The organism is Aequorivita vitellina (assembly GCF_022008365.1).
Classification (GTDB): domain Bacteria; phylum Bacteroidota; class Bacteroidia; order Flavobacteriales; family Flavobacteriaceae; genus Aequorivita; species Aequorivita vitellina.
In genome coordinates this window covers 1-26,401 of sequence record NZ_JAIRBA010000023.1, presented here as the reverse complement: position 1 = coordinate 26,401, position 26,401 = coordinate 1, and the positions used below count along the sequence as shown (strand labels likewise).

Annotated in this window: 19 protein-coding genes; 13 read left to right on the top strand and 6 right to left on the bottom strand. The window is 37.7% G+C overall.

The genetic code is table 11. The features are described from left to right. Nucleotides 1–37: 37 nt before the first annotated feature. The 6 genes from K8089_RS11510 to K8089_RS11485 all read left to right on the top strand — a co-directional run bounded on the left by K8089_RS11510 (nucleotide 38) and on the right by K8089_RS11485 (nucleotide 6,419). A complete protein-coding gene (locus K8089_RS11510; protein ID WP_237603439.1) occupies nucleotides 38–2,398 on the top strand; it encodes a TonB-dependent receptor in 2,361 nt (786 codons plus the stop codon). A gap of 52 nt (nucleotides 2,399–2,450) precedes the next feature. Beyond that, a complete protein-coding gene (locus K8089_RS11505) occupies nucleotides 2,451–3,701 on the top strand; it encodes a PepSY-associated TM helix domain-containing protein (RefSeq protein WP_237603438.1) in 1,251 nt (416 codons plus the stop codon). Nucleotides 3,702–3,837: 136 nt separating this feature from the next. Continuing rightward, entirely contained in the window at nucleotides 3,838–4,062 is a 225-nt protein-coding gene (locus tag K8089_RS11500; RefSeq protein WP_338149254.1) for a PLD nuclease N-terminal domain-containing protein, read from the top strand. A gap of 137 nt (nucleotides 4,063–4,199) precedes the next feature. Next, complete coding sequence (locus K8089_RS11495; protein ID WP_237603437.1) at nucleotides 4,200–4,928, top strand: phosphatase PAP2 family protein; 729 nt, start codon at nucleotides 4,200–4,202, stop codon at nucleotides 4,926–4,928. A 218-nt stretch (nucleotides 4,929–5,146) separates the two neighbouring features. Next, nucleotides 5,147–5,854, top strand: coding sequence for a SanA/YdcF family protein (locus K8089_RS11490; protein WP_237603436.1), 708 nt, complete (start codon nucleotides 5,147–5,149; stop codon nucleotides 5,852–5,854). Further along, nucleotides 5,844–6,419 carry a pentapeptide repeat-containing protein gene (locus K8089_RS11485; protein ID WP_237603435.1) on the top strand — a complete coding sequence of 192 codons (576 nt, stop codon included), beginning with the start codon at nucleotides 5,844–5,846 and terminating at the stop codon, nucleotides 6,417–6,419. The genes K8089_RS11490 and K8089_RS11485 overlap by 11 nt, the downstream gene beginning before the upstream one ends. A 255-nt stretch (nucleotides 6,420–6,674) precedes the next feature. On the opposite strand, the gene K8089_RS11480 is transcribed toward K8089_RS11485, so the two are convergent. Next, nucleotides 6,675–8,285 (bottom strand): FG-GAP-like repeat-containing protein, encoded by a 1,611-nt coding sequence (locus K8089_RS11480; protein ID WP_237603434.1) that lies wholly within the window; start codon nucleotides 8,283–8,285, stop codon nucleotides 6,675–6,677. 18 nt (nucleotides 8,286–8,303) lie between these two features. Then, nucleotides 8,304–9,692 (bottom strand): Ig-like domain-containing protein, encoded by a 1,389-nt coding sequence (locus K8089_RS11475; protein ID WP_237603433.1) that lies wholly within the window; start codon nucleotides 9,690–9,692, stop codon nucleotides 8,304–8,306. 279 nt (nucleotides 9,693–9,971) lie between these two features. On the opposite strand from K8089_RS11475, the gene uvrB reads away from it, so the two are divergent. Both uvrB and K8089_RS11465 read left to right on the top strand, forming a co-directional pair. Continuing rightward, entirely contained in the window at nucleotides 9,972–11,969 is a 1,998-nt protein-coding gene (uvrB, locus tag K8089_RS11470) for an excinuclease ABC subunit UvrB (RefSeq protein ID WP_237603432.1), read from the top strand. 108 nt (nucleotides 11,970–12,077) lie between these two features. Beyond that, nucleotides 12,078–12,728 (top strand): hypothetical protein, encoded by a 651-nt coding sequence (locus tag K8089_RS11465; RefSeq protein WP_237603431.1) that lies wholly within the window; start codon nucleotides 12,078–12,080, stop codon nucleotides 12,726–12,728. 6 nt (nucleotides 12,729–12,734) lie between these two features. Here the strand turns inward: K8089_RS11465 and K8089_RS11460 are convergent, their stop codons facing one another. Beyond that, entirely contained in the window at nucleotides 12,735–14,261 is a 1,527-nt protein-coding gene (locus K8089_RS11460) for a GH3 family domain-containing protein (protein ID WP_237603430.1), read from the bottom strand. A gap of 113 nt (nucleotides 14,262–14,374) precedes the next feature. Between K8089_RS11460 and rluF the strand changes: the two genes are divergently transcribed. After that, entirely contained in the window at nucleotides 14,375–15,229 is an 855-nt protein-coding gene (rluF, locus tag K8089_RS11455; RefSeq protein ID WP_237603429.1) for a 23S rRNA pseudouridine(2604) synthase RluF, read from the top strand. Nucleotides 15,230–15,301: 72 nt separating this feature from the next. Here rluF and K8089_RS11450 read toward each other — a convergent pair whose 3' ends face one another. After that, entirely contained in the window at nucleotides 15,302–15,736 is a 435-nt protein-coding gene (locus tag K8089_RS11450; protein ID WP_237603428.1) for an Hsp20/alpha crystallin family protein, read from the bottom strand. A gap of 207 nt (nucleotides 15,737–15,943) precedes the next feature. Between K8089_RS11450 and K8089_RS11445 the strand changes: the two genes are divergently transcribed. Then, nucleotides 15,944–17,218, top strand: coding sequence for a DUF2254 domain-containing protein (locus K8089_RS11445; RefSeq protein ID WP_237603427.1), 1,275 nt, complete (start codon nucleotides 15,944–15,946; stop codon nucleotides 17,216–17,218). Here the strand turns inward: K8089_RS11445 and K8089_RS11440 are convergent. Further along, entirely contained in the window at nucleotides 17,215–17,610 is a 396-nt protein-coding gene (locus tag K8089_RS11440) for a TerB family tellurite resistance protein (RefSeq protein WP_237603426.1), read from the bottom strand. The two genes, K8089_RS11445 and K8089_RS11440, sit on opposite strands and share 4 nt — an antisense overlap. 66 nt (nucleotides 17,611–17,676) lie before the next feature. Further along, complete coding sequence (sucC, locus tag K8089_RS11435) at nucleotides 17,677–18,867, bottom strand: ADP-forming succinate--CoA ligase subunit beta (protein WP_237603425.1); 1,191 nt, start codon at nucleotides 18,865–18,867, stop codon at nucleotides 17,677–17,679. Between the two features lie 192 nt (nucleotides 18,868–19,059). Here sucC and lysA point away from each other — a divergent pair, with 192 nt between their 5' ends. The 3 genes from lysA to K8089_RS11420 form a co-directional block, all read left to right on the top strand. Next, on the top strand, nucleotides 19,060–20,265 hold the full coding sequence (gene lysA, locus K8089_RS11430; protein ID WP_237603424.1) for a diaminopimelate decarboxylase: 1,206 nt from the start codon (nucleotides 19,060–19,062) through the stop codon (nucleotides 20,263–20,265). A gap of 159 nt (nucleotides 20,266–20,424) precedes the next feature. After that, a complete protein-coding gene (locus K8089_RS11425; RefSeq protein WP_026451656.1) occupies nucleotides 20,425–20,616 on the top strand; it encodes a cold-shock protein in 192 nt (63 codons plus the stop codon). Nucleotides 20,617–20,776: 160 nt separating this feature from the next. Next, a partial coding sequence (locus K8089_RS11420; protein WP_237603423.1) for a M36 family metallopeptidase occupies nucleotides 20,777–26,401 on the top strand: 5,625 nt, incomplete at its 3' end.

The following is a 26,401-nucleotide window of genomic DNA, read 5'->3' as shown; positions in this document are numbered from 1 at the left end:
AAAATATATAGAGATTGCCAAATTATTATATAAAACTATGAGTTTGTTTTTCAGTAAAATAAAACGGATTTTTAATTTGGGTTTCCTATTTGTTGGCATGGTTAGCTATGGACAGATTACTTATACCGGAATTGTAGTAGATCAGGATAAACAGCCACTATCAGGAGTGGAAATTAGGTTGGAGAAATATCCTTCAATAGGTACGACGAGCGATTTTCAAGGGCGTTTTAAAATTGATTTAGAATCTGAAACACAGGTAAAAATAACGCATTTGGGATATAAGACGTTAATCTTAACACTTTCCGAAAAATTTACCACTATTATACTTGAATTGGACTCGGAACTTTTGAACGAAGTTGTTATTTCGGCAAGCCGCGAGCAACAAAGTAGGCGCGATATTCCAGGGGCTATTAGTGTGCTGAGTGCAACTACTATTGAAAACACTAAAACTGTAGAGCTAGAGCAGCTTGTTAATCAGGTGCCCGGTGTCTTTATGTCTGCTTCTACCGTGGCGAGCAATGAAGAACATATGATGGCCGTCCGTTCTCCAATTACCACAAAGGCACTTTTTCTCTATTTGGAGGATGGTCTTCCCATTAGGCCAACGGCAGTATTTAACCACAATGCTCTTTTGGAAATGAACGGAACATCTTTTCAAAGAATAGAAGTTTTAAAAGGACCTTCATCCAGTATATATGGCAGCGATGCCATTGGAGGAAGTTTTAATTTTATAACCAAATCTCCAAGTAGAGATTTCCGTTCAAGCGTGGGATTTGAAATAAATGATATGGGTCTTAAACGTTACGAACTCGAAATGTCACAATTTACCAATGAAGATTTTGGGTTTTATTTTGGGGGACATTATGTAGAAAGAAAGAACGGGCCAATGGCGCACAGCGATTATGAAAAATTTGCGCTCACGTTTAAAACTGTCCATCACCTAAGCAACACGACAACTTGGACCAATGTCATTGATTTAATCGATTATCGCTCAGATTCTAATGGCGACTTGAGTACTGAAGATTATAAAAATGGAAACTACGAAAGCGATCAGACTTTTACTGAAAGAGTAGCTAAAAGTTTTCGCTTCAGAAGTACGCTCTCTAAAACATGGTCTTCAAAAAATAAGACGAACTTGAATTTTATTTTTAGAAATAATGAACTTGGCCAAATACCTTTCTATAGAATAACCCAGTTTAAAAAAGATGGCCAGTTAACCGGAAAGGCAATAGGCGAAATAAATTCCGATAAGTTTAGGAGTATAGTAGGCTTGATACAACATAAATTAAATTTCGATTTTAAAAAATCCTCGCTAATTCTTGGAGCGTCCTTGGATTATACGCCACAAGAATACATTGCCAACCCAATAGATATAATTGTGGACACAGAGACTGGACAGAATTTAGACTATCAACTAAACCCAGGTAAATTTATATTGAATTATACCGCTGATATTAGCAATTACGCGGGTTATCTTCAATACGAAATTTCTCCAATACCTGCTTTAAAAATAACAACTGCCTTGCGTTACGATAAGTTTGAATACAATTATAACAATCTAATTGAAACAAGCGCTGGCGCAAAAGACACTTATTCAACTTACAATCACTTTTCTCCAAAACTTGGTGTAAACTATAATTTTTCTAGTACTCTCGGTACTTATACCAGTTACTCAAACGGGTTTACGCCGCCTCAAGCATCAGATCTATACCGCAATAATTTTGTGGAAACGGGAGGCAATATTTTTGAACTTAAACCGAGTACGTACCACAACTTTGAAGTTGGAGGCTACTATCAGCCAAGTTTTAAGTTTAAATTTGATTTGTCGTTATATCTACTAAATGGAGAGAATACGTTGGTTAGTTTACGTGATGAAAGCGACAATTTTTTTAATGCCAATATAGGGTCAACACAATCGATGGGAATTGAATATGGTTTTAAATATCAGTTTCTCCCGCAGTTTTCAATAGCGCATAACGGTAGTTTCGCATCCCATCGATACATTGATTTTTTTGATCGTGGCGTAGACTATTCCCACACTGAAATGGCTGCCGCACCAAAAATTTTAGGCCAATCTCGCCTGAATTACACCCCAACATATTTAAATGAATTAACAATTGGACTAGAATACGAACTTGTTGGCGGCTACAAGACCAGTTTTGAAGGTCAGGCTGTTACGAATGAAAATTTGCCAACTACAGCAACCTATCCCGGTCATCATGTTTTTAATTTGAGTGCGCTATACAGAACCAAAAAAATTGAATTATGGGGGCATTTATTGAATGTTTTTGATACTCTTTATGCAGTCCGTTCAAGTTACAATGTGTTTCGAAAGGAGAACACATTTACCGTAGGTAGTCCGCGTGCCTTTCACTTTGGTATTAAGTATCATTTATAAAGCTGGGGTTATTGAAAGCGAGGTTTAACCACTTACTTTGAAATTATTTTTTATGAAAAGGAACCTTAAGTTGCACCAATGGTTGATGAAATGGCATTTTATTTCTGGAATTATTATTCTCCCTTTTGTCTTGATGCTATCAGTTACCGGATTTATATATCTTTTCAAGAATACGTATGAAAGCCCACAGATAAGTGATTTTCGGTATGTAGATGTAAAAAATGAGCGACTCACCTTTCAGGAGCAATGGGAAATTGCTGGAAGGAATAGTGATGCCAAACCACATTCCATAATTATTTCTGGTAAAACAGATGAAGCAACTGAATTTATTTCAGGAAAATTCGCAAATGTTTCTCATCTATTTGTTAATCCTTACAATGGAGCCATCACTGGGAAATTTTTCGAGAATGATAGCCCAATGGGGCAAATTCGTAAAATGCACGGATCATTGTTTCTGGGTGTTTGGGGAGGCAGAATTATCGAGTTTGTTGGCAGCTGGTTATTCGTAATGCTACTAACGGGAATTTACATTTGGTGGCCAGTTAGGAAGTGGAGTGTATTTGGTTTTTTTATTCCGAGGATAAAGCAGGGGAGACGTACATTTTTCAGAGATATTCATGCAATTACCGGTTTTTGGATTTCTATCTTACTCTTAATGATTTTGGCTGGAGGATTACCTTGGACGGAAGTTTTCGGAAATAATTTTAAACGCCTCCAAAAAGTTACTAACACGGGTTATCCTGCTACTTGGGACGGGCAAGGATTGAAATCGCTGCCTACTGAAAATTCATTGTCACTTGATGAGATGATCCTGATTGCAAAAGAGCACCCATTACCAGGAACAGTGAGTTTAGCTTTTCCTAAAGGGAAGGAGGGAATTTATAGCCTATCAAACACCTATTACAAGGATCTGAATGCCCAAAAAATTATTCATTTTGATCAATATTCTGGCAAGTTATTATTACAGCATAGTTGGTCTGATGTGGGAGTTTTAATGCGCGGTAGAATGTGGTTTATGGCTTTTCACCAAGGTCAACTTGGCACTTGGAACTTTCTAATTATCGCATGCACTGCTTTCTTATTGTTTATTATGAGCCTTTCGGCTATTATTTCATATCTATTGCGAAAACGAAAGGGAAAGCTGGAGATTCCTATTGTACCCTCCAATTTTTTCCCAGGAAAAATTATTTTCTTAGTAATCGCAATCCTTGGACTTATTCTACCTTTATTTGGATTGAATATATTGCTTATTGTCTTAGTCAGTAGATTGTCAATGTCTAAATCACTTTTAAAAACTATCTGATCTATTTTTATCATATGTTTATTTTTTTTAGATACTTTCAATTATCACATTCTTAGGTAAAAGGCATGGAAAATAGTTAACGACTCAGTTGCTTCAAAGCATAAGGTTTAATAAGTACCGTATAAAATTTTTGCCGATGATCTATTTAGGAATGATTGGAGTTTGGCAGATAATCATTCTGTCACTTGTAGGTGTTTTCATTTTATCCACCTTGCTTGCTTTAATAGATATATTGAAAAATGAGTTTCCCAGAAACAATAAAATCGTTTGGATTCACGTAGTTCTTCTCGGTAGTTTTTTTGGAGCTATTTTGTATTTTCTTATAGGCAGAAATCAAAAGATCAAACATTATCATAAATAGAGATAGTCAATTTCAGAAATTACTAAAATAAAAAACGTTTATTTAATTTGTTTCAAATTATATTTTCTGGAATATTTCACTTAAAAACCAACGCTACAAGGTAGATTGCCCTTATCTTTAAAGCTTTTCATTTTCATATGAGACAGACGCTATTCAATTTAATTAAAAAACTAGTGTCTTTTCTAAGACATACTTTTAGAAAAGACAATCCCAAACTTCCTTATATACTTATCGCGTTGGCTGCGTTAATTCTTGTAATCGCGGGAACCAATATTTTTATTGAATTGACCGAAACATTGAGGGAAGACGAATTGTCTCAGTACGATCAGCTTATTTCAGATTTTGTTATTTCATTCCGTTCCCCGGCACTAACCGAGTTTTTTATATTTGTAACAAATATAGGCGATGTTTACGGCTATTTAGTCATGTTTGCCATTGCTATTCTGGCATCAATTCTTTATTTTAAAAATTGGAAATACATTTTACAAACGATTTTTGTTTTATTGTTAGCCTCTATTTCAAACGTTTTATTAAAACGATTGGTAGATCGCGCACGACCGGGAGCCGAACATTTGGTAGTTGTAGAAACATTAAGTTATCCCAGCGGGCACGCCATGAGTGCCATGGCCTTTTACGGCTTTTTAATTTATCTTTTTTACAGATTTAAAATAAACCGATGGATAAAATATGTAATTACTATTTTCTTAATTACTGTTATCCTGAGTATCGGTATTAGCCGAATTTATCTCGGAGTACACTATCCTTCCGATGTTGCAGGTGGGTTTATTGCTGGTTTAATCTGGGTGTTTTTCTGTATTTTACTCTTTAATCTGGCCGAGGTATTTAGAAGAGACCCGAAGGTATAATTACTGAGTTGTTTTTATAGTTGAAACTTTACTGCGCAATTTCCGACCTACATTTAAACACAAACGTTTTCACTGAAATACTAACTGAAATAAGATAGTAGATATAGCGTTAAAGTATAAAATTGAACTGAAATTATACTTGCACAAAAAACCAAATTTTCACTTTCAAAAAGTCTCCGTCTTATTACAATTTCAACTGATTTTTATAAACTAAAAAAATGACCAAAAAAAGAATATTACAATTTGCAGGGTTGGCAGTATTTGCCATGATGCTTTTAATTTTCTTTTCTAATTATACAATTACAAAAGCGACTAAAAATAAAACATTCTCAAATGTTTCCACGATTCAAAAAAATAGGGTAGGCTTGCTTTTGGGTACCGCAAAATATTATAAAGACGGCGGAATTAACCTGTATTTTCAATATAGAATAGATGCTGCCGTTGCACTTTATAACAACAATAAAATCGATTTTATTTTAGTAAGTGGCGACAATCGAGCGCTTAATTATAACGAACCCATAACTTTTAAAAACGAATTGATAAAGCGTGGAATTCCTGAGGAAGTAATCTTTTTAGACTATGCAGGATTCCGAACATTAGACTCGGTGGTACGGGCGAAAGCAGTTTTTGGGCAAACTAATATTACAATTATTTCGCAGCAATTTCATAATGAAAGAGCTATTTATATTGCCCAAAAAAACGATATTGCCGCCATTGGTTTTAATGCGAAGGATGTTGAAGGAACATACGGCTTAAAAGTGAAATTAAGAGAGTACTTTGCCCGAACAAAAGCATTTTTAGATATAATTTTTCACGTTGAACCCAAATTTTACGGCGAAGCAATTGAAATTAAAAAAGCTGAAAAAGTAGATTCAATTATAAAAGCTGATAGTCTTGAAATTATCCAACCAAACAATGAACATTAACTATATAGACGAACAATCGTTTACAAATCGCGATTTTTTAAAAAAGCCACTACCAATTGCTGAATACGAATACTGCACTTTCAGCAATTGTAGTTTTTCAAACAGCTTGCTTTCCGAAATCAAATTTTCAGAATGCCAGTTTTTTGAATGTAATTTCAGCAATGTTACTTTGGCAAACGTTTCTTTTCAAAATGTAAAATTTAAAAACTGTAAAATGCTCGGCTTGCATTTTGATGCTTGTAATCAATTTGGATTTGCCGCAATTTTTGAAGACTGCCAATTAGATCATTCAATTTTCTATAAAGTGAAATTGAACAGAAGTGCCTTTATAAATTCGCAATTAAAAGGGGTCGATTTCAGTGAAGCAGATTTAAAAAAATCGAAACTCATAGGCTGTAACTTGCAAGATGCTACTTTTCAAAATACAAATTTGGAAATGGCAGATTTAAGAAATGCCACCAATTATTCCATAAACCCCGAACAGAACCGAGTAAAGGGCGCAAAGTTTTCTTTGGCTGAGGTCGTGGGACTTTTGGATAAATATCAGGTTAAGATTGAGCGGTGATTATATTTACCCCAAGAGGCTACTGTAAAGCTCGGTTTCTCTATAAGGAAATGTAATTTTATATTTTTGAAATTGCCACAACTTTTTGGTGAACGGAATACGAAGAAAGAAGAATACTTTTGGTTTGGTGCCGGCCCGAAAATGATTGTACTTATTGCACACTGTACTTAGTCAAGAGGCTTATTTATAAATACTTAAAAACACAAAACACCGTCACAAACTTGTAACGGTGCTTCGTAATATTTCTTTTACAAATTACTTCTTAATAAATCGCTGCGTTTTTATAACATTATTATCGTAGATTTTTAGAATGTAGTTTCCTGCAGCTAGCCTTGAAACGTCAATAGCATTTAAACTTACTTTGGCGTCCTTTACTTTTTTTCCTTGAACATCAAAAATTGAAAAGGCGGGGTTTGTAAAACCGCTTAAATTACCAAGGTTTAAAATGCCTTCCGTTGGATTTGGGTAAAGAATTAAATTGTTCACCAAATTTTCCTCGAGTCCGAGAATTGTAGAGCCTTCCACCACAGAAATTACTTGATCAACAGTTACATTTTCTAAAGTATCTACAATGCCAGACGGCCAAGAAATTGTGAGCGTCGTAATCTCGGTATCTGCCCCCAATCCGAAATGGGTGTTAAGCGTGCTCATGTATTTAAAACCTTCGCCACTACGCACTTCACGAATTTGTGTTCCTAAATTTGAAGTGATAGAAACGCGAGCACCAATACCATTAATATTGCTTTCCACGCCAATGGTGTTAATAGTTATCCAATGGTTTGCGTTGGCGTCGTTGTAATAAATATTTCCGCCAGTAAATGAATCGATAAATCCATCGTTATTTAAATCGCCCAAAGATCCATTGTTATTTGGAAGCGCGTGGGAAACCAAAGTAAAGGTTAAATCGCCATTGTTTAAAAGTATATTTCCATTAGAAGCAATATCTACAAAACCATCATTATTAAAATCGTAGCTGCAATTTTCAATGCCCGTAATTGTTAAGGCGTGTATTCCTGTAGAAGCAGAAATATCGGTGAACGTACCGTCGCCATTATTTCTATTTAATTTATGGGTAAAATTGCTGTCGCTACTTCCTATAAATACATCTAAAAAGCCATCGTTGTCAAAATCTGCCCAGGTTGCAGACCAAGTTTGCATCTCGTCTTTTAATCCGGTAGCATCCCCAACTTCCACGAAATTACCAGCACCGTCATTTTGATAAATTTGATTTTCACTTCTTTCATTCACATCTCCATTTACATTACACTTGGCAATAAACACATCCATATCGCCATCATTGTCATAATCTATCCAAACAGAGCCGTAGTTTCCTCCTGTAGGGAAATCGCCAATATCTCCTTGATGAAATGTGAACGTTCCGTCGCCGTTGTTAATGTAATAAACACTTGGTGCCACATCGTGACAAACAAAAGCGTCTAAATGACCATCGTTGTTAATATCTACAAAATTGGAACGCTGCGAAAAAACATATTCCGGAAAAGAAACTTCTTCATAGGCAGTGCCATTGTTTTTTGCTCTCATAAAAGTAACCCCTGAGGTTCCTCCATAAAGTAAATCTACAAAACCATTTTTATCAAAATCTGCTGCGGCGAGGCTCCAAGAAGGAGTGTTGGCCGTTGGTGAAGTAGTGATATTCGTTTCAACAAAACTCCCGTCTGCCTGTTGATAGTGTATTTGAATATTGGTAGCAGTGACTGAAACTAAATCGTCTAAAAAATCACCATTCATATCAACTGCGGCACGCTCTGCACCTGTGGTTGAAATAGGGGATGAGGTAAACGAGACTTGTGCTTTTACGAAACCAATACATGCGAGAATTAAAATTATAGTTAGTGTTTTTTTCATGAGTAAAATATTAATTGGTTAGTTGCAAGGTTCGGTTAATGAGTTTATCCATTCTTCTAAAACAGGAAGAAACGCTTCATCTGCTAAAGAACGCCCAATCATAGGCATTGCATATTCTTCTAAGGTGGTTGCTACTCTAAAATATAAAATTGAATTTTCGGCATCGCCCGGGCTTATGAGTTTAGCACCATCATATCCCGGAACTTGAAGATCCGGATCTATGCAAACGCCCAAGTTATCGTGCTCGTGGCTCTCTCTAAATGCCAATCGCAACGACCGCGCTCCACAGTGCCCGCCAACGATGTGGCAGTGAGCGCAATTCATATCAAAATAAGAGCGTACTCTCGTTTCTAAACTCTGTGAAATGTCTTTCCAACTTGGCACGGTTTCAATTGTAGTGGGTAAATTGGTGTTTGAAAGATATCCTATTTCTTCCCACTTTTCAAGCTGATTTTCAATCCCGTCCGCATATTCATAAATTGCATTTAAGTTTTGTGGTTTTGGACCAATAGGAAATATTACATCGTTGAATTTATGACAAATAAAACATTCTAAATCTGAAGGAATCCTGTAGTTAACCGATTTTGTTTCCCCGTTTTCAATCCATTCAACTGGAACGTTAAAGCCGTAGCCTGTGGTATTCAAAAAAGCTTCTTGTTGGGTTTCATCCCAAATGTAATTTGCAAAAATCCAGCCTTCATCTTTTTTAATTAGCAAACGCGTTTCAATATTTTGTGTGGTGTTATTTGGTAAAACATTTTCGTAATAAAAAGTTTTAATTAAAGCACTCCCCGTCGGAAAATTTAAAACATCTCCATCACTCACGTAGGTTGCTTCTACATTATAGGGCATCCAAACAAAACGCTTTTTGTGTGCGTAATCTGAAAACAACGCGTTGATGGGTTCGTAGGGTAAAACCCCGTAAACAGGGGCTAATTCGGCTAAGTTTCCTTCAAAGAAATTATAATCGGATAGCTTGTCGAATGGCACCGTTTCTATATCAAAATTCACTGGAGAAAATGGCAAAACATTAATAGTAACAGTTGCAGTGGCGCAACTTTGTCCCGTTAGGTCGCAAACGGTATATTGAAATGTGACTTCGCCTTCAAAGGTTTCATTTGGCGTGTATTGCAACGTATCGTCAAGAATGTTTGTAGGGGTGCCGTTGGTATTTATTATCGCCGTGCCACTTTGCGGTGCGGTTATTAAAATTTCACCATCTGCCGGCACATTGAGGTCGTTTTCTAAAATAGGAATTTCCAATGAAGAATTTTGAAAAACCTCTCCAATATCTGCGTTGGCGTCAATATTTAAAGCAACATAACCAGAGTCATCATCGCTTTTACACGCATTGAATGCAAGAATAATTAGTAGGGGAATTAGTATTCGGAAAGCGATGGATTTCATAATCTGATTTGGGTAGTTTGTTATTTATAAGCGACTGGTTTTTTTTTAAAAACGAATAAACTTAATAAAAACAAATTATTTTTCGACAATAAATGTTAACGTTTTAAAAAATAAATATATAAATAGGTGAATTGGCATGCATTTTGAATTTCCTAAAAACAAACTCATTTTATAGTATAATTTTTATCAAAAAAGAAATAACTGCAATCTATGTCAATTGACATGTTTCAATACTCACGTCAATTTTCACTACTTTTGTAACCTATTGAAAAAGAAAATATGAACTTTAAAATTTCCTCAGAATTTCAGCCTACGGGTGACCAGCCCACAGCTATAAAATCCTTGGCGGAAGGTTTAACTTCGGGCGAAAAATATCAAACTCTTTTGGGTGTTACCGGCTCCGGAAAGACTTTTACGGTGGCAAATGTTGTACAAAAAGTACAAAAACCAACATTGGTTTTGGCGCACAATAAAACGCTTGCGGCCCAACTTTACACGGAATTTAAAAACCTATTTCCCGAAAATGCGGTGGAGTATTTTGTTTCGTATTACGATTATTACCAGCCCGAAGCATTTATACCTAGCAGCGGAACTTATATTGAAAAAGATCTTTCCATAAATGAAGAAATTGAAAAAATGCGACTTAGCACGACATCGTCTTTGCTTTCGGGTAGAAGGGATGTAATTGTTGTGTCTTCGGTTTCGTGTTTGTACGGTATCGGAAACCCCGTGGAATTTCAGAAAAACGTAATTAGTTTAGAAAAAGGACAGACCATCTCGAGAACAAAACTATTGCATCGATTGGTGCAAAGTCTTTATTCGCGGACGGAAGCAGAGTTTAATCACGGTCGGTTTCGCATCAAGGGAGATACCGTAGATGTGTATCCGGGGTACGCAGATGACGCTTTCAGAATTCATTTTTTTGGAGATGAAATTGAAGAAATTGAAGTATTCGATCCACAAAACAATACTATAAAAGATAAATACGACAGACTGAATATCTATCCGGCAAATATGTTCGTTACTTCGCCCGATGTTTTACAGGGCGCTATCCGAAATATTCAAGACGATTTGGTTTTACAGATTGAATATTTCAAGGAAATCGGGAAACATTTGGAGGCAAAACGCTTGGAGGAACGCACCAATTTCGATCTTGAAATGATTCGCGAATTGGGCTATTGCAGCGGCATTGAAAACTATTCGCGCTATTTAGACCAGCGACTTCCGGGCACGCGGCCATTCTGTTTGTTAGATTATTTTCCCAAGGATTATTTAATGGTAGTTGACGAAAGCCACGTATCCATTCCACAAGTTGGCGCTATGTACGGCGGGGATCGTTCCCGTAAGGAAAACTTAGTAGATTATGGCTTCCGACTGCCAGCGGCAATGGACAATCGCCCATTGAAATTTGAAGAATTTGAAGCTTTGCAAAACCAAGTAATTTATGTGAGTGCCACCCCTGCAGATTACGAATTGGAGAAGAGCGGTGGAGTGTATGTGGAGCAAATAATTCGCCCAACAGGTTTGCTGGATCCACCAATTGAAGTGCGCCCGAGTTTAAATCAAATTGACGATTTATTAGAAGAAATTCATCTTCGCATTGAAAAGGACGAACGTATTTTGGTTACCACTTTAACCAAAAGAATGGCAGAAGAATTAACCAAATACTTAGAAAGGGTACAAGTGCGTACCCGTTATATTCACAGCGATGTGGACACTTTGGAACGCGTGGAAATTATGCAGGATTTGCGTCTCGGACTTTTTGATGTTTTAGTAGGAGTGAACCTCTTGCGTGAAGGATTAGATTTGCCCGAAGTTTCATTAGTTGCAATTTTAGATGCCGATAAAGAAGGCTTTTTAAGAAGTGGACGTTCGTTAACCCAAACCGTGGGGCGTGCAGCGCGAAACCTAAACGGGATGGCAATTATGTATGCCGACAAAATAACCAAGAGCATGCAACAGACAATTGATAGCACCAATTATAAAAGAGAAAAACAAATTGCATATAATTTAAAACACGGCATCACCCCAACCGCGATTAAAAAATCGTTTGAAAATTCATTGACAAAATCTAGACAGGCTGCTTATACTTTTGACACTGCTGACAGTCTCGCAGCCGAATCGGAAGTGGAATATTTAACAAAAGCGCAGATAGAAAAGAAAATTCGCGATACGCGCAAAGCGATGGAAAATGCCGCAAAAGATCTCGATTTTATGATGGCAGCCAAACTTCGCGACAAAATAAAATCCTTTCAAAAACAATTAGAAACTACGTAGATGTACAGTTCATCGCACGCCTTCAATCTTTAAGTTTTATTTTATGAAATAATTAAAAAACAACGCCCAAAGCAACAAAGCAACAAACTCCAAATCCCAAACTTTACAATGCTCTTAACGTCCTTGATAAAACCTATTTTGTATTTTTCCATTTCTATGGCTACAGCACAAAGTATCAATTTGGAGAACAAAATAATTCCGGAGAGCATCAAAAAGGAAGCAATTGAAGCTTTGACGTTTTTTCCCGAACTTTACGATACCGCAATTGAATTTAAGTTTAAAAACAACATTCGGAAATCTACGATGCAAGCCCAACCCAGATTCACTAGTTTTTTTAAAAGTAAGGAAAACAGAGAATATGTTATTTTAATTAGCCGAAGCATTCAAATTGAAGGTGAAAAATTTACAATGGACGATATTCCCTCTGATGTAAAAGTTGGTTGGATTGGCCACGAATTGGGGCATTTAATGGATTATCGCGACCGTACAAATCTGGGGATGTTAATTTTTGGAATAAAATATTTGTTTTCTTTTAAGCACATAAAAGAAGTTGAACGCGCAGCAGATACGTATGCAATTATTCACGGAATGGGCGATTATATCATAAAAACGAAAAATTTCATCTTAGATAACGCCAACCTTTCCGAAAAATACAAGGAACGAATCCGCCGCCTTTACATTTCCCCCGAAGAGGTAATGGAGCTTATTAATAAAAACAAAGTGGCTGAAGAACTTGAAAATATTGAAGAGGATAGTTGATTATTCTCAAGCTTTCTGCGTCTTCACAAATTCCTCCCACTCCGCAAATTTTTCTTCATTCATAACCTTTTCCATCTTTACTTGCCCGCCCATCTTTTTATTTTTGGCGTTCCATTCGTGAAAAAGTTTAGGATTTATTGTGGTTACTTTTACCCCTTCCAACGCCTTTGAACGAGCCACGGCGTAATTTTTATTGGCTTCTTTTAATGCTTTATCCAAAGCATCGGCTATTTCTTCAGTATTAATTTTAGTTTCCGTGCCCAAATACCAATGATGGTAAAATTCGCCATCAATCTTGACTGCCGCCAAAGTGAATTCTGGAATTTTAATATCAAATTGTTCCTCCATTTCACGCAAAGCGACTTCCATTTTATTTACAGAAAGCTGCGAGCCCACTACGTTTAAAAAGAATTTTGTGCGTCCCGTTATTTTAATTTCAGCCTTTTCAACATTGGTAAAAGCAATCGTGTCGCCAATTAAATACCGCCATGCGCCCGAAACGGTGCTGATAATTAAAACGTAATCTACATCTGTTTCAACTTCTGCAAGGCTAAGGGCAGGAGCATCCTGCGCAAGCGACCCGTCTTCGTTTATGTATTCAGGTTCAAAGGGCACAAACTCAAAATAAATTCCATTATCGGTTACCAATTTCATCGAAGTAGTATCGGGTCTGTTCTGAAATGCTAAAAATCCTTCCGAAGCCAAATAGGTGTCAATTACCGTAATTGGATGCGCCAACAATTGATTAAAACTCTTTTCGTACGGCTGAAAAGCAACTCCTCCCGAAGTATAAACTTGTAAATTGGGCCATATTTCGTGTATGTTTTTTGCATCGTGATATTCAATTACTTGTTTCATCATCAATTCCATCCACGAAGGAATACCGCTCAGTGCGCCAATATCCCAATTACGAGCGTTTTTGGCTATCGTTTCTACTTTTTGATCCCAGTCTTCCATTTGTGCAATCTCGTCGCCCGGTTTGTAATATCCGCGAAACCAAAAAGGAATATTGCTTGCACTAATTCCGCTAATTTCCCCCTCTAAAAATTGATCCTGTTCCTCCAAATCTGTACTACTGCCCAACATCATAATTTCCTTTTCGTAAAAATCTGATGGAAGTTCAAAATTGGTCAATGCGCCAACTTGCTTAATTCCAGTGGTGCGAATGGCTTCAATCATCTCGTCGGTGACGGGAATCTTTTTTGAAGATTTTCCCGTAGTACCGCTACTTCGGGCAAAATATTTTGGAGATCCCGGCCAGCTAATGTCTTTCAAACCTTCTTGGGTTTTGCACCACCAATTAGACTCCATTTCATTGTAATCAAAATACGGAACGTTTGCTGCAAACGTCTTTGAAATATCTTCCGATTCAAGAATTTTCGAAAAACCATAATATTTACCGAATGCCGTGTCCTTCGCTTTTTCAAGTAGGTTTCTTAAAACTTCTTGTTGCGATGCTACTGGAGATTTTTTCGAAACAATTGCCCCGCGAAGGTCTATTGCCGTTTTAATAATTGAACCGAGTATTGCCATATTTTAATTTTTGTGGAAACTACAATTTTTTAAAAAATTTACTAAAGCAATTAAATCAAATTTAACCTTTTCCTATTGCGCTTCATTAATGGTATCTTTGTAAAAAAGAAGCCATGCACCACCCAGATTCTGTACGATTGAACAAAGCAATTAGCGATAGCGGCTACTGCTCGCGCCGGGAAGCCGATACCTTAATTGAAAAAGGCCGAGTGACTATAAACGGCGAAAAAACAGGGCTTGGAGATCGCGTTATGCCAGGAGATGAGGTGCGTGTGGACGGAAAACTCATTACCAAAAACGACACCGAAGTTTTTATAATGCTGAATAAACCCGTGGGAATTACCTGTACCACCGATACCCGCTTTGACGATAATGTAGTAGATTTTGTAAATCACCCGGAGCGTATTTTTCCCGTAGGAAGATTGGATAAACCCAGTGAAGGCTTGCTATTATTAACCAATGTTGGCGATATTGTAAATAGAATTTTGCGGGCAGGAAACGCCCACGAAAAAGAGTACATTGTAAAAGTAGACAGACATGTAACCGATGAGTTTGTAAAACGAATGGGCTCGGGGATTCCTATTTTAGATACGGTGACAAAACGATGTAAAGTTGAAAGAGTTAGCCGTTTTGAATTTCGAATTATTCTTGTACAGGGTTTAAATAGACAAATTAGGCGAATGTGCGAATATTTGGGATACGAAGTTGTAGCGTTGCAACGAATACGGATTATGAATTTAGTGTTGGGTGATTTACCAGTAGGGGAATGGCGCGACCTTACACCAGCCGAACTTAAAACATTAAAAGAAGCTGTAAAAGATAGCGATGGCCAGCCAAAAGTTTTTACAAAAGAAGATCGGAAAAAAGCTGAAGAAAAAGTAAAACCCGAAATAAAAAGACGTGAAGAACGCAGGTTAAAACGGGAGCAAAAAAGCACGGGCGGAAGAAGAAGACGCGGCCCGAATTAACGCCATGAAAAAACCGCGCACCGATTGAGTAGCACGCGGTCAATTCAACTAACTAACCAAATTAAATTTCAATTATGAAATCTCAACCATTTTCTTCAATACTTTTTTTTCTTCCAACTTGGGAAGCGTAATTTTTAAAACGCCATTTTCATATTTGGCTTCAATGTCTTCTGTTTTTACATTTTCAGGAAGCGTAAAAGAACGTTCAAATTTATTGTAATTAAATTCTCTTCTCGTGTACCGAGTTTCCTTATTGCTTTCCTCTGCGGTTTCTATTGTTTTTGAAGAGACTTTTAGTGTATCTTCCTCAGCTTCAATAGTAAAGTTTTCTTTTTTAAATCCTGGAACTGCAATTTCTATTGCAAAATTCGTCAAATTTTCGCTGATATTTACCGCTGGAATGCTAAATGTTTCATAATTATTAGTAAACGTATCGAGCTTATTGTCAAAAAGAAAATTGTCTATTAGCCCAGGCAACCAAACGCTATCTTTATTAACTGTTTTCATATCTATAATATTGTTTATAATTCGTTATTTTTTTAAACTTTATTTCAATAACAATTCCAGTTTTATATTAAAGACAATTTGGCGTGTTTTTATACATAAACACTGACGATATGTCGCTTATCTAAAAAGAAAGTGCAACATTAATTCATTTTTAAGAATTAACGTGCTTGGTTTTAATTACTTTTATTTAAAGCTAACCATTTAAATATGAAAAAACTCTTTATCCGTATTTTTGATTTCTTCAATACTGTAGAAAGTAAAATTGCTTTTTACCCTACGCTGCTTGCAATTACTGGTTTTCTAATTGCCGTAATTATGATGTTTGCGGAGCAGCACGGAATTTCTAGAGAAATAATGGATGTATTTCCGCTGCTAATGGTAGAGGATGGCGATACGGCACTATCGGTGCTCAGCGCCTGTCTTGGCGGGCTAATTTCATTGATGGTATTTAGCTTTTCAATGGTAATGCTTCTGCTGAGCCAAGCTTCTAGCAATTATTCGCCACGCCTGCTGCCGGGCTTAATTAGCGATAAACGTCACCAATTTATTTTAGGCATTTATTTGGCGACTATTCTCTATAATATTTTTACGCTTTTTTCTATTGAACCCAGCGAAGATAAATATACGTTGCCCGGATTTTCTGTGCTTTTGGGAATTGTATTAACCATTATTTGTTTGGTGGCTTTTATCTATTTTATTCATAACATTTCGCAGAGCATACAGATAAATAATATACTGGATGGTATTTTTGTAAGTGCAAAGAAAAGGTTGGAAAGGTTAATTAAATCTGAAGAAGGACAAACGAAAACGTTTCCCGATACTTCAAATTGGCATGCATACCCTGCAGGGCGTAGTGGCTATTTTCAGAATCTTTCAATAAATAATATTCTACAGATTTGCGAAGCGGAAAAAACTAAAATTTACCTAACCATTCCAAAAGGACTTTTTGTATTAAAAAATGCTACTTTTTTAAAATCTGAAAAGCCATTGGATGATAAAGTAGTGCAGTCTATTATTTCGAATATTAGTTTTGCACGCGGTGAATTGATTGAAGATAATTACACTTTGGCGTTTAAGCAAATTACTGAAATTGCCGTAAAAGCAATGTCTCCCGGAATTAACGATCCCGGTACTGCCATTAATGCCGTTGATTATTTAACCGATTTGTTTGCCTTGCGCATGCAAAAGCAAGACAACGGAATAATTGTTCACGACGAAAAAGCAAATCTTAGAGTGGCCGTTGTAACTTTTAAGGAACTACTATTTAATGTTATGGCGTCGCTAAGAACCTACTGTAAACACGACCCCATTATGGTTGCGAAGTTATTATGGATGATGAAGTATTTGCAAAGCCAACTAGCTGCTGAAGATAGCTATCAACTAATTATTAATGAAGAAATAAAAACACTGTTGGAGCAGGCTAAAAATTCGTTTGATACCGAAACTGATGTGAGCGCCATTGAAAAAATGTACGAAGCTTAATTATAATATATTTTAAAAATTTTCAGTAGCTCATCGGCTGGGAGTTTTTCACCTTTAAATTGTTCCATTTTTTTTAATATTTGATCTGCCACCATGGGCCGAATACCCATTCTAAGTCCGAAATTTTTTAAAGCTACCAATTCGGTTTCGTGGGTTTCGTTGTCAATCTTCATCACCAAAATTAATTTATAAAAATGGGTAATGCGTTCCACTTCGCTGTAAACTGTCTGCGATGGGTGTGGGTTTTCAAAAAGATTTACTAATTCTTTATCTGAAATATTCATTCGCGAAGCCATCTTCTGAATAAATTCCATTTCAGAAAGTTTGATCTTTCCATCAACCATAACCATTTGTATTAAATCGCTTAAAAGGGCTTGATCTTTAGTATTCATAATCTTTAAATCAAAAAAAGCCCTTGCAAATGCGAAGGGCTTTTAGAATGTAAAATAGTTTTTCTTTTAAGAAAGTACTGCCTTCACTTTATCAGCCGCTTCTTGAAATTCAATTGCGCTTTGAACGTCTAAGCCACTTTCATCAATCATTTTCTTTGCAACATCGGCATTTGTTCCTTGTAAACGTACAATAATAGGCACATTGATGGTTCCCATGTTTTTATAGGCGTCAATAATTCCTTGTGCAACACGGTCGCAACGCACAATTCCACCAAAAATATTCACCAAAATTGCTTTTACGTTCGGGTCTTTTAAAATTAGTTTAAAAGCTGCTTCAACGCGTTCGGCGTTTGCAGTTCCACCTACGTCAAGAAAGTTTGCGGGCTCGCCACCAGCTTGTTTAATTAAGTCCATCGTTGCCATTGCAAGTCCGGCACCGTTTACCATACACCCAACGTTTCCGTCTAAATCTACATAGTTTAAACCTTTTTCTTGTGCTTCAACTTCTACGGCATTTTCTTCGCGAATGTCACGCATTGCCATATAATCTTTGTGACGGAAAAGTGCATTGTCATCAAGACTCACCTTGGCATCTACAGCTATAATTTTGTCGTCACTAGTCTTTAAAACTGGGTTAATTTCGAATAGAGAAGAATCAGACTCGTTGTAAGCTTTGTAAAGTGCGGTAACAAATTTTGTCATTTCCTTAAACGCTTTCCCGCTCAACCCGAGATTGAAAGCTATTCTTCTTGCTTGAAAGCCCAAAAGACCAACAGCAGGATCTACTTCTTCAGTAAAAATTAAATGTGGTGTTTCTTCAGCAACCGTTTCAATATCCATTCCGCCTTCGGTAGAATACATTATCATATTTTTTCCGGTAGAACGGTTTAAAAGAACACTTATATAGTACTCTTCCGGCTCATTATCGCCAGGGTAATAAACATCTTCAGCAATTAATACTTGGTGCACCTTTTTACCTTCAGCAGATGTTTGGGGCGTAACAAGGTTCATTCCAATAATATTTCCGGCAATAGTTTCAACTTCTTGAAGATTCTTTGCAAGTTTTACGCCGCCACCTTTTCCGCGACCTCCAGCGTGGACCTGTGCTTTAATAACGTGCCAGCCTGTCCCGGTATCTTTAGTTAGTTTCTTTGCGGCTTCTACAGCTTCTTTCGGAGTAGTAGCTACAATACCGCGCTGTATTTCAACGCCAAAACTGTTTAAAATTTCTTTTCCCTGATATTCGTGTAAATTCATAGTATCGGATTTGTACTTGTTTATGGATTGCAAAAATAACAAATGTGATAGGATTGCGCTAATGTTTTTTAAGGCATTAATTGCAACTTTTATATTGTTAGGTTGAAACTGATAAATTATGTAATTATTTGTGAAGTATTTATACCTACATCACTACTTTTACGCCCTAATTTTAAAAAATTTATACTACCCATGAAAAACCAAGACCTTTTGGCAATAGCCCAAGAATTCGGAAGCCCTGTTTATGTTTATGACGCCGCTAAAATTGAAAAGCAGTATAAACGTTTAACAAGCGCTTTTGATAAGGTGGAGCGTTTAAAGATAAATTATGCGGTTAAGGCGCTTTCAAATATATCGGTGCTAAAATTACTCATAAATTTAGGGAGTGGTTTAGATACGGTTTCTATTCAAGAAATAATGTTGGGCCTAGAAGCTGGGGCAAAACCTGAAGATATTATCTACACACCCAACGGAATTTCTTTGGAAGAAATAGAAAAAGCGGCAAAACTTGGTGTACAAATTAATATTGATAATCTTTCAATTTTAGAACAATTTGGAACCAAGCACCCCACAACACCTGTGTGTATTAGAATAAACCCGCACGTAATGGCAGGTGGCAATGCCAATATATCGGTGGGACATATTGATAGTAAGTTTGGCATTTCAATCCATCAATTACCATTGCTAAAGCGAATTGTTGAAAATACCCGAATGAACATCAACGGGATCCATATGCACACAGGAAGCGATATCCTCGACATTGACGTTTTCTTGTACGCTTCGGAAATACTTTTTAACGCTGCCAAAAATTTCGATAACCTTGAGTTTATCGATTTCGGAAGTGGTTTTAAAGTGCCTTATAAAGAAGGTGATATTGAAACAAACGTTGAAGAATTAGGCGTTAAATTGAGTAAGCGTTTTAATGAGTTTAGTAAAAATTACGGTAAAAAATTAACCCTTGCGTTTGAGCCTGGCAAGTTTTTGGTAAGCGAAGCAGGACAGTTTTTGGTAAAGGTAAATGTTATCAAGCAAACTACTTCAACAGTATTTGCACAGGTTGACAGTGGTTTTAATCACTTAATTCGCCCAATGCTTTATGGCTCGCAGCACGAAATTGCAAACGTTTCAAGGCCTCGTGGTAGAGATCGTTTTTATACAGTTACAGGATATATTTGTGAAACAGACACCTTTGCAAACAATCGCAGGATACCAGAAATTCATGAAGGCGATATACTTTCGTTTCACAACGCGGGAGCTTATTGTTTTACAATGGCTAGTAATTACAATTCTCGATATCGTCCGGCAGAAGTGCTTTGGTACAATGGAAAAGCACATCTTATTAGAAAAAGAGAAACTTTTGAAGATATTATAAAAAATCAGATAGCAGTCCAATTGTAAACTGCTTTAAGGTGTGGTGTTGCATAATTTGCATTATAAACGTTAAAAAATAGAGGTTTCTCTGTTTTTTTGGAATTTTAAAATAAATATTCCAAAAAACCATATATGTAAATAAAAACCCTATCTTTGCCGCTTATATTAATTATTTATTTAAATACAATGAACAAAGGAACAGTAAAATTCTTCAACGACACCAAAGGTTTTGGTTTTATCACTGAAGAAGGAACCAACAAAGAACATTTTGTACACATTTCAGGCCTAATCGACGAAGTTCGCGAAGGTGACGAAGTAGAATTTGATCTTCAAGAAGGTAAAAAAGGATTGAACGCGGTTAACGTAAAAGTACTTTAATACACACAATTTTTTTCTGACAAAGTCTCCCAATTGGGAGGCTTTTTTTATGCGTTAATTTTTCAGAAAATTTAGTTGTTAAAAAATTTATGACTTTTAAGGTGTTGATTGCCAATATTTTGTTATAAATTTATAGAACTAACTAAATAATTTCTTAATTATGAAAAAATTAACACTTCTTTTGTTTGTGTTATGCATGTTGCCATTGCAACTATCTTCGCAACACAAAAATCCTGAAAAGGAAAAGCAAGCTGCACAAGATGCAGTTGAACGTTCAACCATTTCGCTAAATACACTTATTCGGCAAAAAAGCAATACGTATGTAATAACACAACAACACGTGAGCCGTCTTAGCGGTATTAAACATTATTATTTACGGCAAGCAATTAACGGATTGGAAGTCGCCGGTACAGAATCTGACGTACATCTTGACAATACCGGTAAGGTTTTAGTAGAACACAATATGTTTTTAAATGATGTACAAGCAACCGTTAAAAACAACTCACAAGGTATTACGGCACGCCAAGCCATTACTTCGGTTGCTGGCCAAATGGGGTATCAGGTTACCAACCTTCACGAAATTAAAAATATAGGAGGTAAAAATAAAGCCGCAGTATTTAATAAAGCGGGAATTTCATTGGTAGATATTCCTGTTAAATTAATGTACTATTATAGGGAAGGAATTGGCACTCAATTAATTTGGGAACTTTCAATTGCCGAAACAACTTCAACCGATTGGTGGAATTTTCGCGTAGATGCTTCCACAGGAAAGATAATAGATAAAAATAATTTGACGGTTTCCTGTAACATTATGGATGAACATAATGAACATTTTCACAGTGAAAACTCAGTAGGTTTTTCTACACTAATTGGTCCAGTCAACGAAATTGAAGCCAGTTATATTTACGATGAAACACCTAAAAACTTAATCTCGGAAGTACCCGAAGCACTCGCAAGCGGATACCGAGTTTACGCAATGCCAGTTGAGTCTCCTAATCACGGTGCACGTACCATGCAAGTTGATCCTGATGACGCCTTAGCTTCTCCTTATGGATGGCACGATACAGATGGGGTAGCGGGACCAGAATTTACAGTTACCACAGGTAATAATGTAGATGCTCATAAAGGTATAGATCGCCCCGACGGAACAGCAGCATTAAACTTCGACTTTCCTATAGATTTAACACAAAACCCAGCTTTAAATACAGCGCCATATATAACTAACTTGTTTTATTGGAACAACATTATGCACGATGTACTGTATCAATATGGGTTTGATGAGGCTAGTGGAAACTTTCAGGAAAACAACTACTTACGCGGAGGGCTAGGATCAGACAGTGTAAATGCCAACGCTCAAGCGCCGGGTAACTGTAACGCTAATTTTGGTACGCCGGTAGATGGTTCTAACCCTACAATGAATATGTTTTTATGTAGCAATTCAACTCCAGCCCACGATGGCTCGTTAGATGCAGGCGTGGTAACTCACGAATATGGCCATGGTGTTTCTAACAGACTAACCGGTGGTGGTGGCAATGTTAGTTGTTTAAATAACGCAGAGCAAATGGGTGAAGGTTGGAGCGACTTTTACGGTTTGTTATTAACTATCGAACTAGGAGATACAGGTACAGACGCCCGTGGTGTAGGAACCTATTTATTAGGTCAACCAACAACTGGACCGGGTGTAAGAACCCAACGCTATAGTACCGATTTTGCTGTTAACAATCATACTTACGATGATATAAAGACCATGGCAATACCTCATGGTGTTGGTGAAGTTTGGGCAACGATGCTTTGGGATATGACTTGGGGAATTATCGCAACGGATGGGTTTGACCCAGACGTCTACAGTGGAACAGGAGGTAATAATGTGGCATTGGCGATTGTAACCGAAGGTTTAAAACTGCAACCTTGTAGCCCTGGGTTCGTTGATGGTCGCGATGCTATTCTAGCTGCAGATCAAGCTTTGTATGGCGGAGCTCATTTTTGTGCTATCTGGGAAGCCTTTGCAAGACGAGGCTTAGGCTTTAGTGCGAGTCAAGGTTCATCTAGCAGTACAACCGACGGTACAGAAGCATTCGATTTACCACCAGGTTTTTCAAACTTAGATGTTATTGACGAAGTATGTATGTCCGCAGGAATTCAAACAGGATTAACCGGTGGAAGCCCCACGGGAGGTCAATATACTGGTTCGGGTGTAACAGATGATGGTAACGGTACTACTTTTACCTTCGACCCAACCGTTGGAGGTCCAGGATTGGTAACGGTTACTTATACCGTAAACGACCCTTGTACTGGCAATCCAACAACACTTACCGATGATATAAATGTAACTAACGATCCACCTGTAATAATATGTAGAGGCTCTGGCGCGATTCCAATGACTGGATCGAGCTCAGATAGTCCTGGCTTGGCGATTCCAGATAATAACCCAACGGGCGTAACCGCGACAATGAATGTTACAGAAAATGTAACTATTACCGATTTAGATGTAGATATAAATATCAGCCACACTTGGGTAGGTGATATAATAGTTACATTAAAATCACCTGCAGGAACAACAGCTACAATTATTGACAGACCAGGAAGAACAACCTCCGGCGCCGGTTGCAGTAGAGATGATATTGATGCTACGCTAGACGATGAAGCTGCTACTCCTGTTGAAACCGAATGTCAAACTACAACGCCAACGATAAATGGAACATTTATACCAAACAATCCACTCTCCATTTTCGATGGTGAAAACACGATGGGTATTTGGGAATTAATAGTTTCCGACAATGCCGGCGCAGATACAGGCACCTTAAATAGCTGGGGCATCGATTACGATTATAATACAGTATCGCCAATTTTGGACGTTACGCTAGATGCTTCAGGAAACGCAACTGTAAACGCGGCAGACTTTCTTGAAAGTGTGACCGTTGATTGCGGAGGCTTTACAGTGCTCGCCGGAACTCCTTTAGGCGCAACTGTGAGCTTTACTTGTTCAGATGTAGGAATTAATAATGTACCCGTTGAGGTAACAAACGATAATGGAGCAACTTCAACCTGCTCTGCAATTGTAAATGTTATTGCCGGCCCTGGTGGACCGTTTGTATGTCCGGGAGATATTACGCAAGATTCCGATCCAGGTCTTTGCGGTGCAGTTGTAACTTACGTTGTGGATAATCCCGCAGCCTGTGGTGCTAGCGCCTGTATTACTGATGACTTTGAAACTTATGCGCCTCCAGCTGGTGGTGCAGACCAACTTATTGGTGTTACGGCATTGGATGAGACTACTGTAGCCAATGGTCAAGGTCCAGGTCTTGTAGCAGATGGTTGTGTCTATTCGGCTACAGACATTTTTCAATGGAATGATGCAGGCTATTTCGGTCAAGTGAATCGGAATATCTTATCCATAGCTACCGACGCCACTTTAAATTTAAATTACGATTCGCCAGTTAGTTCTGTTGACTTCAATTTAAGTGCTTTTAGTGGATGGCCAGATACAGTTACTGTAGAAGCCTTTGATACAGGAGGTGGCTCGCTGGGTGTGATAGGGCCTATATCTGTACCAGACCCGACTCCAGTTCCGGTATCATTTGCTATAACTGGAATAAAAACTATTGTGATTGTTGGAACAAATTCATTTTCCCCAATAATTAACGATCACGTATTTTGCAGTTCAGTGGGTACAATCACCCAAACTGCAGGTTTACCTAGCGGAAGCACCTTCCCAGTGGGTACAACTACAAATACTTTTGAATACGACGATGGAGTGAACCCAGTTCAAACTTGCTCTTTCGATGTTACTATTAATGACATCGAAGCCCCCGTAGTAACCTGTCCTGGAGACATTACCGTTAATAATGACCCCAGTACTTGTGGCGCTATAGTAAATTATCCCATGCCTGTTGTAGCAGATAATTGTAGTATGACATTACCTTCAGCAAGCCCGCCAAATAATAGCGCGTCTGGAGAAATGTTCGATATTGTTGCTGGAGCTAACGATATTTTAATTAATAGTTTGGATTTTGCCTTTAGAAGTGACGGCACAACTCCTGCAAATGTTGAATTGTGGACGAAAGTAGGATCTTATACGGGATCTGAAACTACCCCTGGAGATTGGACCTTACATCAAACACAAGTTTATCCTACGCAGGTGGCTGCAGCTTCTGTAAACTTTAGTTCTGTGAATATTGCAATTCCCGCAGGTCAAACATTAGGGGTCTATCTTGCCACAAATAATGGTGTTAGATTAGGCTATGTAAATGGAAACAACACTTACTCTGATGCATACGTTACAATTAATGCCGGAGCTGGAGTCAGTTATCCGTTTTCAACAATTTTTCCAAATCGAACCTGGGTTGGCGCCGTGAATTATTCTCTGGGTGCAACCCTGGTTCAAACAGCTGGTTTACCAAGCGGTAGTACATTTACCGTAGGAACTACAACAAATACATTTGTAGCAACCGATGGAGCAGGCAATACAAGTACTTGTAGTTTTGATGTAACAGTGAATGATACCGAACCTCCAGTTGCAAGTTGTGTGGGAGCATTTACTATTCAGTTAGATGCTAGCGGTGCGGCGAGTATTGTAGCTGCAGATATTGATAACGGTAGTACTGATAACTGCGGAATTGCTTCACTTAGCATTTCCCCAAGTAGCTTTACCTGTGCAGATGTAGGTGCAAATAATGTAATCTTAACGGTAACCGATGTAAACGGAAATACAAGCACTTGTACCACTGTAGTTACAGTGGAAGATAATATTGCACCAATGGCAGTTTGTCAGAATATCACAGCGCAATTAGATGCAACAGGAAATGTTTCCATAGTAGCGGCCGATGTTGATGGCGGTAGTACTGATGCCTGCGGAATTGCTTCTATGAGTGTTACTCCAAGTAGCTTTACTTGTGCAGATGTAGGTCCTAACACAGTTACTTTAACCGTAACCGATGTCAATGGAAATACAAGCACTTGTACCGCGACTGTAACTGTTGAAGATAATGTTGCCCCAACGGCAGTATGTCAAGATATTACAGTGCAATTAGATGCCACAGGAAATGTTTCCATAGTTGCGGCCGATGTTGACGGTGGAAGCACCGACGCCTGCGGAATTACAAGCACTTCAATTGATATTACAGATTTCACTTGTGCAGATATTGGTCCAAACAATGTAACACTTACTGTTACCGATGTTAATGGAAATACCAGTACTTGTGTAGCAGTTGTAACTGTTGAAGATAGCATTCCACCAACAATAGCCTGTCCTGCAGACATTACAGCAAATACCGATGCAGGAATGTGCACCGCAAATGTAACTTTCGCGATGCCAATAGTTTTAGATAATTGTACTGCAACCGCAACCCAAACAGGAGGTCTGCCAAGTGGTAGTGATTTCCCAATAGGAGTAAACACTGTTGAATTTACAGCAACAGATAGTGGTGGAAATACAACCGTCTGTAGCTTTACAATTACAGTTACCGACAATGAATTACCTACAATGGTTTGCCAGAACATTTCAATTCAATTAGATGCTTCTGGAAACGCCACAATCACTGCAGCCGATGTGGACGGAGGAAGTACCGATAATTGTGGTATTGCAACTTCCACTGTTAGCCCGAGTAGTTTCGATTGTAGTGATGTGGGTGATAACCCTGTTACTTTAACGGTTACCGATATCAATGGAAACTCTAATACCTGTACTGCAATAGTAACTGTTGAAGATGTTACGGCGCCAGTAGTGGCTTGCCAAGACATCACAGTAGTACTTGATGCAACGGGTACGGTAACAATCGCAGGAATA